Origin of the sequence: Mesorhizobium sp. M8A.F.Ca.ET.202.01.1.1 (assembly GCF_004791595.1) — a bacterium.
Classification (GTDB): Bacteria; Pseudomonadota; Alphaproteobacteria; order Rhizobiales; family Rhizobiaceae; genus Mesorhizobium.
Genome location: NZ_SRUN01000002.1, coordinates 668455 through 681699 on the forward strand (window position 1 = coordinate 668455; position 13245 = coordinate 681699).

Annotated in this window: 13 protein-coding genes; 2 read left to right on the plus strand and 11 right to left on the minus strand. The window is 62.3% G+C overall.

The genetic code is table 11. From position 1 onward, the window contains the following. Positions 1-2: 2 nt before the first annotated feature. The 5 genes from EN845_RS07920 to EN845_RS07940 all read right to left on the minus strand — a co-directional run bounded on the left by EN845_RS07920 (position 3) and on the right by EN845_RS07940 (position 4696). On the minus strand, positions 3-593 hold the full coding sequence (locus EN845_RS07920; RefSeq protein WP_127871015.1) for an NAD(P)H-dependent oxidoreductase: 591 nt from the start codon (positions 591-593) through the stop codon (positions 3-5). A gap of 32 nt (positions 594-625) precedes the next feature. Further along, on the minus strand, positions 626-1012 hold the full coding sequence (locus EN845_RS07925; protein ID WP_127871016.1) for a hypothetical protein: 387 nt from the start codon (positions 1010-1012) through the stop codon (positions 626-628). An 85-nt stretch (positions 1013-1097) separates the two neighbouring features. Further along, positions 1098-2351, minus strand: coding sequence for an MgtC/SapB family protein (locus tag EN845_RS07930; protein WP_127871017.1), 1254 nt, complete (start codon positions 2349-2351; stop codon positions 1098-1100). A 13-nt stretch (positions 2352-2364) separates the two neighbouring features. Continuing rightward, on the minus strand, positions 2365-2814 hold the full coding sequence (gene trxC, locus EN845_RS07935; protein ID WP_127871018.1) for a thioredoxin TrxC: 450 nt from the start codon (positions 2812-2814) through the stop codon (positions 2365-2367). A gap of 28 nt (positions 2815-2842) precedes the next feature. Next, positions 2843-4696, minus strand: coding sequence for a heavy metal translocating P-type ATPase (locus EN845_RS07940; protein ID WP_127871019.1), 1854 nt, complete (start codon positions 4694-4696; stop codon positions 2843-2845). A 165-nt stretch (positions 4697-4861) separates the two neighbouring features. Here EN845_RS07940 and EN845_RS07945 point away from each other — a divergent pair, with 165 nt between their 5' ends. Next, positions 4862-7543: a bifunctional acetate--CoA ligase family protein/GNAT family N-acetyltransferase gene (locus EN845_RS07945; protein WP_127871020.1), complete on the plus strand. Its 2682-nt coding sequence runs from the start codon at positions 4862-4864 to the stop codon at positions 7541-7543. 19 nt (positions 7544-7562) lie between these two features. Here EN845_RS07945 and EN845_RS07950 read toward each other — a convergent pair whose 3' ends face one another. Both EN845_RS07950 and EN845_RS07955 read right to left on the minus strand, forming a co-directional pair. Continuing rightward, positions 7563-9056 carry a bifunctional aminoglycoside phosphotransferase/ATP-binding protein gene (locus EN845_RS07950; RefSeq protein ID WP_245511683.1) on the minus strand — a complete coding sequence of 498 codons (1494 nt, stop codon included), beginning with the start codon at positions 9054-9056 and terminating at the stop codon, positions 7563-7565. 113 nt (positions 9057-9169) lie between these two features. After that, complete coding sequence (locus EN845_RS07955) at positions 9170-9568, minus strand: cytochrome c (RefSeq protein WP_127280173.1); 399 nt, start codon at positions 9566-9568, stop codon at positions 9170-9172. Between the two features lie 175 nt (positions 9569-9743). Between EN845_RS07955 and EN845_RS07960 the strand changes: the two genes are divergently transcribed. Beyond that, a complete protein-coding gene (locus EN845_RS07960) occupies positions 9744-10580 on the plus strand; it encodes a universal stress protein (protein ID WP_127871022.1) in 837 nt (278 codons plus the stop codon). A 74-nt stretch (positions 10581-10654) separates the two neighbouring features. On the opposite strand, the gene EN845_RS07965 is transcribed toward EN845_RS07960, so the two are convergent. From EN845_RS07965 to hemA, 4 genes are all read right to left on the minus strand, one after another. Further along, entirely contained in the window at positions 10655-11101 is a 447-nt protein-coding gene (locus EN845_RS07965; RefSeq protein ID WP_127871023.1) for a pyridoxamine 5'-phosphate oxidase family protein, read from the minus strand. Continuing rightward, positions 11101-11799 (minus strand): phosphoribosyltransferase, encoded by a 699-nt coding sequence (locus tag EN845_RS07970; protein ID WP_127871024.1) that lies wholly within the window; start codon positions 11797-11799, stop codon positions 11101-11103. The genes EN845_RS07965 and EN845_RS07970 overlap by 1 nt, the downstream gene beginning before the upstream one ends. A 3-nt stretch (positions 11800-11802) precedes the next feature. Continuing rightward, positions 11803-12237 carry a DUF2267 domain-containing protein gene (locus EN845_RS07975; RefSeq protein WP_127280177.1) on the minus strand — a complete coding sequence of 145 codons (435 nt, stop codon included), beginning with the start codon at positions 12235-12237 and terminating at the stop codon, positions 11803-11805. A gap of 184 nt (positions 12238-12421) precedes the next feature. Further along, positions 12422-13245: 5-aminolevulinate synthase (gene hemA / locus EN845_RS07980; protein WP_135913140.1), on the minus strand; the 824-nt coding region annotated here is incomplete at its 5' end.

The following is a 13245-nucleotide window of genomic DNA, read 5'->3' on the forward strand; positions in this document are numbered from 1 at the left end:
CGTTATCTGGCCCGTCCACCCAGTTCGCGCATATGCCGGATCCACTTCGCACGGGTCGCATCGCTGGCTCCAGCGACCATGCCGAACAAGGTCTCGCGTACCGGACTGATGCCGACAAATTGCAGAATGCTTCGCTTCAGGCCGGCGATGCCGTGTCCGAGGAACCATAGCCGATACACGACGGAAGGCATGCCCATCGTCACCAGGACGCGCGCCGAGCGGCCACGAAGCAATGTCTTGGTGAAGCCGCCGCCCTTGTCCGGATAGGCAAAGGCCGTTCCCGGCCGCATGACCTGTTCCAGAAATGCCTTGAGTATGGCCGGCATGGTTCCAAGCCACAGCGGAAAGACAAAGACGACATGCTCAGCCCACACGATCGCCTCGGCTGCTTCTTTCAACTCATCGGGAACCGCACCATGCTCGAACTCCTGCATCGTCCGAAGCATCGGAAAATCGATTGCCCCCAGATCGACCCGGCGGACACCATGCCCTGCCTTTCCCGCGCCCTCGCCATAGGCGTCGGCAAGACCGCGGCAGAGCCGATCCGGGGACGGGTCTGGATGGCCGACCACTATCAGGATGCGTCGCGACATGGTCTACTCCCAGGGAGCCAGGCGTTGCCGCGTCATGGCCGCTCGACCCTTGCCACCTGGTAGGTGTGCATGGTGCCGTTGCGCTCGATCGACACATATTCACCGGTCACGAACCGTTCGTCGCCGAGATGAAAGCCGATTTCGTCATCGCGGTCGCCTTCGGCGTAGTCGAAATACCACTGCCCGCCGGGCTTGCGTCTCAGCCGGCCGATCAGATCCTCCTCGCCAGTCCGAAAGCGGCGAACTCGACATGAGGCCCTGTGCGATTTCCATTCTTCGGCATCGATACGCCCTTCGCCGTTCAGCGGAGCCAGCACGTCGTAACCCTCTTCACGATCTCCTTCCGGGTGATCCTTCTCGCGGGCTAGCAGCAGCCGGACATGGCGGAATTTCGGGGTAAGGTCCTTCAAACTGGTCATGGCGAACTCCTTTTAAGGAGTTCCATAGAGCCGTAGCTGGGCCTGCCCCTTGATCCGCATCAAAGATGGCTCAAGAACCGCGCTTCTATCCCGGGCCAGGCAACAACATGGCGCCATAGCCGGCGGTCGCAGCGGTCAGGGTTGCGCCGGCCAGCGGCACCCAGAACCTGATCGGACCGGCAAATACCGCCAGTGACAGGCGGCCGATCGCATTTGCCGCCAGTGCCGCCAGCACAGCCTGACCGACAGTCTCGACGGGGACCGAATACTTGACCAGCCGCAAGGCACTGAGCACCGAGACGTCGACATCGAACGTGCCTGCCAGCGCTGAGGTAACCAGCAAGCCGCGGCTGCCGAATTGAGCTGCCAATCCAGCGCTTGCGGTCGCGACAAGCGCGAAGAGCAGCGCGAACAGCAACAGCGGACCCAGCTCGAATGGATTGCGCGCAATAGCGCTGCGTTCCTCATTCCCGCTGTCGCGAGTCATCAGCAATGCGCCGCAGACAGCGAAGGCGAGCGCGGCTGCCATCGCCGCTATAGCGACCGAAGCGAACACGCCTGGCTCTATGATCAGAATCACGGCGCAGACGCGGAGCACCGAAACCATTGCAGCCAGGGATGCCGCCCCGGCGAGCGGCAGTGGATTGCCGCCCGACGCGGCATTGCGGGCAAGCGCCAAGGTCACCGCTGTGGAAGAGACGATCGCACCGACGAGCGAACTGACCAGCAGCCCACGCGTATTTCCCAGAATGCGAACAGCCACGTAGCCGGCGAACGATATCGAGGCCATCAGCACCGTCAGGAACCAAACTTCCCAAGGATTGAAACCGCCCCACGGGTCCATCGTCCGGTTTGGCAACAGGGGTAAGACGATCGCCGTCATCACTGCCAGGATCAGCGCCGAACGCAGTTCGACCCAGGTCAGTCGCTTCAAAAGACCGTGCAGGACTTCTCGGCTGGCCAGGATTGCCGCCAGTGCCGCCCCGCCCGCAGCAGCAGCCCGATAATCGCCGGCTACGGAAAGCGCGCCAAGGGCGAAAACGCCCAGGCCTGCGATCACGCTCGTGACGCTGAAATCCTCGTCATGGGCAGCCTCACGCGCCTTGTACCAGGCAAAGATTGCCGCAAAGGCGATGAAGCCTCCGACGAGCACCGATACGGAGCCTAGTGCACTGGCCAGCGCCGCGAGCACGCCACCAAGCAGCCCGGATATGCCGAATGTCCGGATGCCAGCTGTGCGACTGCGGTCGGGCGCATCCCGCTCTTGCCAACCACGCTCCAAGCCGACAAGGAGACCTATTGCGAGGGCCAGTCCAAGCCGGGCGATGAGCGGATCCATTGGCGCGACGACTTCAGGCGGTCACCGTCGGCAGGCGGTCGCGAACCCACCTGACGATCTGGCCTGCCGTCATTGCGCCAGATGTGCGCGCGAGTTCGCGTCCGCCATGGAACAGAATCATGGTCGGGATGCCGCGAATGCCGAGCCTTGCCGCGACAGATTGCTCATTTTCGGAATTGAGTTTGATCAGGCGAACATGTGGCTCCAGTTCGATTGCCGCCGCTTCATAGGCCGGCGCCATCATCTTGCAGGGGCCGCACCAAGGTGCCCAGATGTCGACGACAACGGGAATACTGCTTCGCGTAATCTGGTGATCGAACGTCTTGGCGTCGACGTCCGGGGGGTGACCTGAAAACAGTCTGGTCCGGCACTTTCCACATTTTGCCTCACTGGCATTTCGTGACGGCGGCAGGCGATTGACTCCGCCGCATTTGCTGCAAACCACCAGATTTTGCTGTGCCATGGCCATTCACCGAACTTGTTCTCGACCACTATGCGCGCCACAGATGTCCATCGCCAAGGGTCCGCAAAGCGTTCAGGATAACCGCCACGTCAATCCCTTCCTGAAGTAGCGCTCCGGCAACGGGCGTGATCTGCCCCATGGCCGCTGCGATCATTGCCAGCCCCGACAGCGCCAGTCCGGCAATGATGCTTTGCAAGGCGATCGATCGCGTTCGCCGTGCAATCCGGACGGCATCGGCGACAGGCAGCAGCCTGTCGGTCAGCACGATGACGTCCGCCGCCTCGGAAGAGGCCGTCGCCCCACGCGCGCCCATGGCGACGCCGACCGTCGCGGCGGCAAGAGCGGGTGCATCGTTGATGCCGTCGCCGACCATCATCGTCGGCGCCAAGGCTTTCTCGGCTGTGACCGTCGCGACTTTTTCGGCAGGGGTCGCATCGGCGACCAGGGCGTCGAGGTCGAGCCGGGCGGAGATGCGCTTGGCCGCCACGCCGTCGTCGCCTGTGAGCATGATCATGCGATCAATGCCAGCGGAGCGCAGCTTGCCGAGTGCGTCATGCGCATCAACACGCAGGGCGTCGCCGAACGTGAAAACACCGGCAAGCTGCCCGCCGAGTGCTACAAAGACCCTGAGCACCGCCTCGTCCCGGTATTTTTCTTCGCCCCCTTTCGCCCAGTTGGGCAGGGGACTGTCGGCGAGCACAAGAGCCCGCGATCCGGAGGCGATCGCAATGTTCTCGACCCGGCCCTTCAGGCCTGCGCCGCGATGCTCGCGGACATCACGCGGATGCGAAAGCATCAGCTGTCTGCCGCGCGCCTCCCGGATGATCGAGTCGGCGAGCACATGGTGTGAGGCCTGTTCCAGGGATGCCAACAGCTGCAGCAGATGGTTCGCGTCACGGCCGGGTGCGGCTTCGATTTCGATGAGCTCGGCGCCACCGATGGTCAAGGTCCCCGTCTTGTCGAAGATCGCGGTTCGGACTTGCGCTAGAGCCTCCAGCGCCGTGCTGCCTTTCATAAGGATGCCGGCACGCGCGGCACGCGAGACGCCGCCGATGAATGCAACGGGGGCAGCAAGGATGAGCGGGCAGGGCGTTGCGACGACCAGCACCGCAAGCGCTCTGATTGGGTCGCCGGAAACATACCAGGCGGCGCCGGAAACCAGCAGAGTGGCTGGCAGAAGGAACAGGGCAAACCGGTCGGCCATGCGAATGAATGGAGATTTCGCGGTCTGCGCTGCAGCGACCATGCGTACGATCGCGGCATAAGTGCTCTGCTCCGCGAGGGCAGAAGCCCGCATGCTGAAGGTCTCGCCCGCATTGACGGTGCCGCTGCGCAGCACATCCCCCGCGCTGCGCCGTTCCGGCAGGGGTTCTCCGCTCACTGCGGACTCGTCGAGAGAGGCCGAAGCATCAAGCAGGATGCCATCGACGGGCAGCAGTTCGCCGGCCCGGACCAGAATCTCGTCGCCGACATCAACGTCCTCGACGGAGATGGTTTCTGTCCCCAGCGTTGACGTTCGGTGGGCGACACGCGGCGATCGGTCGGTCAATGCCTTGAGGTTCCGTTCCGCGCGGCCGCGAGCGAAATCCTCAAGCACCGTGCCGCCCGCATACATAATCGCGACCACCACTGCCGCCAAGGGTTGGCCAAGAAACAGCGCGGCGGACATCGACACCAGCGCAATAGCATCGACACCGAAGCGGCCGATCCAGAAATCGCGCAGGATGGAGATGGCGAGAGCCGCTACCACGGGCAACGTCGCCACCGTCCAGATCGTGTCGGCCTCAAGGGGCCCGAGCCCGGTTCGCCACGCTCCGATCCCAACGGCGAGACCCAGGATGGCAATCACCAGCAATGCGCGTCGCAGGATGGACTCGTGCATGCGATGCCTTCCGATCTGATCGATGCTCGCCAATTTTCGTCAGCGCTGACGAGCGCGTCGAACTCGGGCAACAGCTAGTCGCGAGAACCACAGAACGCTTTGATCCAACGCAACGAACGGGCAAGATCGACCGACGATTATCGCCGCTAACAGGAGACACAAGGGGTGACGATCCGAAATCTCGAACATGCGTTCGCCCCGAAGTCCGTTGCTGTCTTCGGTGCGTCGGTGCGCGAAGGCTCCGTCGGCCATGTCGTTTTCGACAACATCGTCAGCGGTGGCTTCGAGGGCGACATCTGGCCGGTCAACCCGAAATATTCGCAGATCGCCGATCGGCAATGCTATGCTGAAGCGGCGGATTTGCCTGACGTCCCAGACCTTGGTGTCATCGTTACACCGCCTGAGACAGTTCCCGGCATCGTGCGCGACCTTGCTGAAAAGGGCACGCGGACGGCGGTTGTGATCACTGCCGGGCTTACGCGCGAGAATGGCCTGCGTCAGGCGATGCTGGACGCTGCCAAGCCCACGCTCTTCCGCATCATCGGGCCGAACACGGTCGGGCTGATGATCCCGCCGATGAAGCTAAATGCCGGATTTGCGCATATGGCCGCGAAGTCCGGCAACATCGCACTGCTGTCGCAATCCGGCGCCATTGCCACATCGCTGATCGACTGGGCGGCCGACAACAATGTCGGCTTCTCGCAGATCGTCTCCCTTGGCGACATGGCCGATGTCGATGTGGGGGACTGCCTCGACATGCTGGCGGGCGACATGCACACCCACGCCATCGTGATGTATCTCGAAACCATTCCCAATCCGCGCAAGTTCATGTCGGCGGCGCGCGCCGCCGCGCGCCTCAAGCCGGTGATCGTCATCAAGTCGGGCCGGCACGAGCAGGCGGCCAAAGCGGCCGCGACCCATACCGGCGCGCTGTCGGGCGCGGATCGTGTCGTCGATGCCGCATTGCGGCGCGCGGGCATCCTGCGCGTCGAAGGCCTGGCCGAGTTGTTCGACGCGGTTGAAACGACCGCCCGCTTTGCTCCGCTGGAGCGAGCCCGCGTCGGCATCGTCACCAATGGCGGTGGCGCCGGCGTGCTTGCCGTCGACCAACTTATCGACTGCAACGGGGAGTTGGCCGAACTCGCGCCGGGAACGATTGCCCGCCTGGATGCCGTCCTGCCGGCCACATGGTCGCATGCCAATCCGGTCGACATCATCGGCGACGCTCCGCCTGAGCGCTACCGGGTCGCGGTCGAGGCCATCGCGGCCGATGCCGGGACCGACGTTGTCCTGGTCATGAACTGCCCGACCGGGCTCGGCTCGCCGCTCGCCGCGGCAAGCGCGGTGGCAACGCTCGCGCAGGACGGTAAGATCGGCGGCAAACCGGTCCTGACCTGCTGGCTTGGCGAACACACGGCGCGCGAAGGGCGACGTATCCTTCAGGACGCGGGGATTGCCAGCCTCGAGACACCCGCCGATGCCGCGACGGCCGTATCCTACCTCGCCGACTGGTCGCGAGCCCAGCGGGCCCTGCTACGTACGCCGTCGAGCCACGGCGAGGCCGCCACAAGCGGTCGAGAAGCGGTGCTTGCCCTATTCAGGCAGGTCGCCAGGGAAGGCCGGCGCATGCTGACCGAGCCCGAGGCCAAGGCGGCGATTTCCGCCTACGGCATCCCTGTGCCCGAAACGATCATCGCCAGATCCCCTGCCAAAGTAGGGCAGGCGGCCGGCCGGCTTCTCAAGACATCCGAGCAGGTCGTCGTCAAGCTGCTCTCAAAGGCGATCTCGCACAAGTCGGACATTGGCGGGGTGGTGCTCGGCATTGCAGCCGCGGCGGCAGCCGAGGAGGCAGCACGCGCAATCGAGGCCCGGTTGCATAAGCACGATCCTCAGGCCGATATCGAGGGGTATGCCGTACAGCCGATGGTGGTGCGAAAACAGGCTCAGGAACTGATCCTTGGTGTCAGCCATGATTCGATTTTCGGTCCGGTTCTCCTGTTCGGGGCGGGTGGCGTCGCCGTTGAGGTGATGGACGATACCGCGATCGCGTTGCCTCCGCTCGACGAAGTTCTTGCCGGTGACCTGATCGGGCAAACGCGGATCGGTCGGCTGCTCGACGGATTCCGCGATCGCAAACCCGCGGATCAGCAGGCGATCGTTGCGGCGCTCAACGGCCTATCGCAGATGGTTGTCGACTTTCCGTGCCTCGTATCAATGGACATCAATCCGTTGCTCGCGGACACCGCCGGCGTGATCGCGCTCGATGCACGCATCGAGATCGAACCGAAGCGGGTGGAGGAACCTGGGCCGAATCCTGCACTGTGCATCCGGCCCTACCCGTCAGGTTGGGAGAAGGAAACGTCGGCAGGTGGCGCGCATTATCACGTCCGGCCGATCAAGCCGACCGACATCGCGCTCTATCCCGAATTCCTGGCCAAAATTTCGTCTGACGATTTGCGCCTGCGTTTCCTTTCGCCGCGAAAAAGCTTCTCCGATCAGGTGTTGAAGCGGCTCACCCAGCTCGACTACGACCGCAATATGGCTTTCGTAGCATTGGACAAGAGCACTGGCGCGCTGGCGGGCATCAGCCGGTTGTCCTGCGATCCCGACCACGTCAGCGCCGAATACGCATTGCTGGTGCGGACGGACTTGCAGGGTCATGGCCTAGGTTGGGAGTTGCTCAGCCAGATCGTCGATTATGCAAAGGCCGATGGGATCCGCCGCATCGGAGGTATCGTGCTCAGTGAAAACAGCAAGATGCTGGCAATGTGCCGTGAATTCGGCTTCTCCTTGATGCATTTTCCGAACGAGCCAGGGCTTGTCGAGGCCAAGCTCGAACTCGGTTGAGGTCAATCATCCGCAACAGTCAGGAGGCCGTGCACAGGGTTTCGGAAGCATCGCGCTGCCAACATCTCCTCAGTTCCGCGGCAATGTCGACGGGCTTTCGATCGGAATCGGTCCTGCGCCAGCTGGCCTGGCCGGCTTTTCGCTGCAATTGACGCGAAAGGATATCGACCGTTGCATCCGAGGGACCGCCCTTGCGTTCGCTGACCCGTCGCCAAAGGACGAGTGGATCCGCCTCCAGCCAGAAACCGAAGAATGGAATACCCCGGTCTCGCGCCGCCTTCTCGATCCGCTCACGATCGGCCGGTCTGTCGAAAACCGCATCAGCTACAACCGAGCCACCCTCGGAGAGAATCAAGCCGGCGCGCCATGCCATTTCGTTGTAGACGCGATCGGACACATCAGGACGATAGGCCTTGTCCGGCAGCCTGGCCTCGGCGGGCACGCCGTGCATCGCTTTGCGGATGCGGTCGCTTTCGACTATGCGCGCACCGGGCGGCGCACCGATATGGGCGGCGAGCGCCTCGGCAATGGTCGTCTTGCCTGAACCACTGAGACCGCCGATGGCAACGAGCCTGGGCGGCGTTTGCTGCAGAAATGTTCGGGCCAGTTCGAAATAGGATCGGGCCTCGGCAGTCAATTTGCCGGAATCGGCGCTGCCTTCCTCGACTTGGGTGGCGGTGACATGCGCGCGCACAGCCGCCCGCACCGCCATGAAGAAAGGCAGCAGGACAAAGCCATCCTCGTCATCGGCCTCGTCGAGGTAGCGGTTCATCACGAGATTGGCGAGCTCTGGGAAACGGCGATGCCAAAGGTCCATCAGCAAGAAGGCAAGGTCGTACAGAACATCGATGCTGGCGATCTGGTCATTGAATTCGATGCAATCGAAGAGGCGAGGCTCGCCATCGAAAAGGCAGATGTTGCGCAGGTGCAGATCGCCATGACACTGGCGGATCTTGCCCGCGGCCTCCCGGCGATCCAGCAATCCGGAATGGCGCGCGAGTGCGGTGCGGAAAGCCCGGGCAAACGTCTCGATCTCCTGTTTTGTAAAAACGTGACTGGTGCCAAAGCCGGCCTCGTTGATGTCGAGCACGCCCATCAAATTGAATGAGCCGGTTCCGTTGTGGATCTTCGGCGCCGCACGGTGATGTCCCACGATCATGCGTGCGACCGCCGTCATCAGCGCTGGCGTCAGTTCTCCCGCGGTCGCCATCCGATCAAGGAGCCTCGACTGATCAAACCGGACCATCTCGATCACCGCATCGACCATTTGGCCAGCGCCATCGAAAACGAGTTTGCCGTCGACTTCGCGGGTAATGCGCCGCACGCCCAGATAGAGGCCGGGTGCGGTCCTGGCGTTGAGTTCCACCTCTTTTTCGCAAGCGGCCAGCCTTAGTGCTGGCGTCGAGAAATCGACATAGGGCAGCTTGACCGCCCGTTTCATCTTAAAGGCACGTCCATCGATCAAGAAAATTCGCGAGATATGAGTCTCGATCGCTTCGACCTGTCCGGCCATGCCATAGGAGGCGGGATCAAGCAGGAACGCCGTAGCGGATTGCTGCTCGTCAACGACCATGTCCGGCCTCATCGATGCCTGTGTCGTGCGGAGACTGTTTGCGCCCTCTGTTTTCATTGCTGCAACGTCTCGACATAACCGGCCAGATCATGGATCCGTTCCCTGGTGACGATTTCCCCGGCATTCGGCCCATATTTCTTCACGTCACCAGGAAGGAATTGCCGACCCCAGACCGGCATGTCGCGATTGCCATGCGCCGGCACCATGCCGCGGCCGTCGATGACGGCAAAGACGCGCCAATAAGGGAATTCGCCGCCATTGCGCCTGGAGAGGCGCGTCAGGTCGCTTGGCCGCTTCAACAACTCGTCGCCCAACGGGCCGTCCCCCTTGCCTTCAAGGCCATGGCAGACGGCGCATGAGTTCATGTATTCCGCCTTGCCGTTGCCGAGTTCCTGGGCGCCAGCTGCGTTGAGGGCCAATCCCGCCAAAATCGCCGCGATCAGGAATTTCATCTGCGTTTCCCCGATTGATCGACTGAAACCTACAGCCCTGGTTTGCTAGTGCGTTGATGCGGATCAAATGCCGCCGCGGTCACGGTATTTGATTCAGCGCAATGAACGCATCGGGCAGCCTCGCTAATGACTGAAACCACGACTGATCCTTCAATCGAAATCAGGAGTTGCCGCCGTGACTTTCAGGACATTGCTTACGGTTACCGGGCCGAACCAGGGTGAAGGTGATCTAAAGCTAGCCGCCTCGCTGTGCGAACAGGTCGGCGCCCATCTCTCCGTGCTCGTTCTCGAGCTTGCCGCGCCGCCCTCAGGCGGCGAGTATGCCGCTGTCGTTTCGCCTGCCTGGCTGGAGGAACGCCAGGCCGAGCTGAAAAGGCTCGAGAAGAGAATTTCGGATGTCGCCGGCTTTCTCTCCCAGAGCGCCGTATCGGCCGATCTGAGCGAAGACTATCCCGACACGGGGTGGGCGGACGACGTCATCGGAAGGCGTGCCCGCTACGCCGATCTGACCATTCTTGGGCCAGATTTGCTGGCAAGCCATACGCTGAAGGATAAAGTCATCGAGGGCACGCTGTTCTCGTCGGGAAAGCCTATTCTGCTCGTTCCCGAGGGCACGCGGCCGACGCTGAAGCCGAAACGCGTCCTCGTTGCATGGGACGCCCGCCTTGAGTCATCGCGCGCCGTCCGCGAGTCCCTCGATATGCTGAAGGGCGCCGAAGATGTGCGCCTTGTCATCGTCGATCCCATTGAAGATGAGTTCCATCATGGCGAGGAGCCGGGTGCAGATGCCGCGGCCTATCTTGCCCGGCATGGCGTGAAGGTTACGGTCGACCGGCTGCCGAGCGCGAACCATTCGGTTGCCGATGTGCTTCGCCAGCATGCCGGCGACGTTGCGGCTGAGCTGATGGTCATGGGCGCCTACGGTCATTCCCGGTTGCGCGAACGGATTTTCGGTGGGGTCACCAAGTCGATGCTTGAAGGTCAATCGTTGCCGGTCTTCATGGCGCGATAGCAATTCACAGGGAAGAGCGGGCCGGCGCAGTTTGCGCCGGCCCGCTCTCGTTCCTGTAGCGAAGGGTTGCGGACTTACTCGCTCGCCTCTCGACCGGACACCTGCTCGATCAGAATCCGGAAGAAGACATGCGGTGCATTGTCGGCCGCGGGAGGAGTGACCGGCTTGAGTGCGCCGGGCTCCCACCAGTCGGTGTGCTTGCTCAACACCGACCAGGCATGGTCCCTTTGAAGCTTGTGGCCGATTCGGTCGGGCAGCTCTTCATATCGGCCATCGACAATGACACTTCTCCATCCTCGGCCCTGGCCATGTTCGTCCACCTGGACGGAAACTAGCGGATTGGCGCGCATCCATTCGATTTTTTTGCCCGGCATGGAAAACGCGTAAAGATGAGCATCCGAATAGGCGTAGTGGAAGGGCACGACGTAGGGCTGCCCATTCTTTGCGCATGCCAGGCGACCCACGCGATTGGCCGTCAGCAATTTGGTACATTCCAAAGCCGAAAGCGTGCGGATCTGCATTAGTGCGATCTCCTGTTCTTTACAGCTAGGCCGGAAACGTGCCGCTGGCCAGTTTTGTACAGTTGGGCAGCCTCGTCCATAGCGAAGACAACATCGTTGTCAGAGAGCCGCGGGAACCGCAGATAGTGGTGGCCCAAGGCCCGGAACTGTCCTGGCTGACTAAGGCAAACCACACGGTCCGCTTCCTGTTCCAGTTCAACGACCGTCTCTTGCGGTGAAACAGGAATTGCCACGACGATTTCCCTCGGTGACCGGCGCTTGAGGGCGCGGATCGCGATTTTCATGGTCGTACCGGTCGCGGCCCCGTCATCGACGATGATCGCGGTCTTTCCCGCAATCGAGATCGGTCTGGTCTTCCAGCGATAGGCAGCGCGCCGGCGTTCGAGTTCTGGCCGCTCATTTGCAATCAAGACACGTAGCTCGCTTTCGTCGAGTGCATAGGTCTCGACAATCTCACGGTTCAGCACGACCTCCCCAGGGTCGCCATCGACGATTGCGGCAACAGCCAGCTCGGGATTGCCCGGGGCGCCCACCTTGCGGATGATAAGCAGATCAAGAGGAGCGTGGAGGGCTTTGGCCACTTCCACTGCGACGGGCACGCCGCCGCGCGGTAATGCCAGTACGATCGGGTGATGCAATTGAAGCCTGCTCAGTTCCAGGCCAAGCTTCGCTCCAGCGTCTTCCCGGTCGCGGAACATCGGTCAATCCACCGGCCACAGTTTTCGCAGCGACTTCTTCATCGAGTTTCTGACCTGTACGATCTCGCCATGCGAAATGTGACGGTCGAGAAGCTTGAAAACGGCACTGATCGCGACATCGAAATCGATCTCCTCATCGTAGCCGAAACTGTTTCTGACGCTGATAATAAAGTCGCGCTTGGTGCGCTCATGCGCAGGCACCGCGGGGTTCCAGCCTTCGAAATAGATGCCGCGGACCAAAACAGGCAGTTGCGCCGAGAGATCGGCCATTTCTGCTGGCGAAAGCCAATCCCGCACCGTGTGTAGAACGGATCTCAGGAGACGGCACGCGCTCGGTTCGCTCCAGCAGAGGTCCTTGGCGAGCTCCTTGACCCATTGTTGCGCCTGCTGGCCAGCGTGCGTGAAGTCAGCAAAGGACGTGTGGGAAATATGACCCATGGCGGATGCTCCTCGAAGATTTGAACTCCATTCTCAGGCATCGAAAGGCTTTGAGCATTGAGCAGGATCAAATCGTTCAAAAGTGCATCGCCCCGATTGTTTTCTACAGCCGCCTCGACCAGTTCGAGGGGGCCGCGCACCAGCTGGCAAAGGGGACGAACACCGTTTGCGCAAGCGGCGGGTTTCAGCCGCCGGATTTTTGCACCAGCAGCGGAATGATCCGGTCGCTTTTCGCGACGGCCGGCCGTCCCGCCGAACCGTAGGGGATGCCGAGCGCGTCCCAGGTTTCGACCAGCGCGTCCTGCAGCTCGGCGATCAGCGCGTCCGAATGGAAGGGCGTCGGCGTGATGCGCAGCCGCTCGGTGCCGCGCGGCACGGTCGGGTAGTTGATCGGCTGGATATAGAGGCCGTGCACGCCAAGCAGCCGGTCGCTGGCCATCTTGCACAGCTCCGGGTCGCCGACCAGAACCGGCACGATGTGGGTCGGCGATTCCATCACCGGCAGGCCGGCGGCGGACAGGATCTGCTTGGTCCGGGTCGCCTGCTGCTGCTGGGCGTCGCGCTCGGCCTGTGAGCGCTTCAGGTGACGGATCGACGTGGTGGCCGCGGCGGCGATGGCCGGCGGCAGCGCGGTGGTGAAGATGAAGCCCGGCGCATAGGAGCGCACCGCGTCGATCACCGCGCTGGTGCCGGTGATGTAGCCGCCCAGCGTGCCGAAGGCCTTGGCCAGCGTGCCCTCGATGATGTCGATGCGTTCGGCGAGGCCCTCGCGCTCGGTGATGCCGCCGCCGCGCGGCCCGTACATGCCCACCGCATGGACCTCGTCGATATAGGTCATGGCGTTGTAGCGCTCGGCCAACTCGACGATCTCCTTGATCGGCGCGATGTCGCCATCCATCGAATAGACGCTTTCGAAGACGATCAGCTTGGCACGTTCGCGCCCGGCCGTCTGCAAAAGGCTTTCCAGATGCGCGACGTCATTGTGGCGGAAGATCTTCTTCTCGGCGC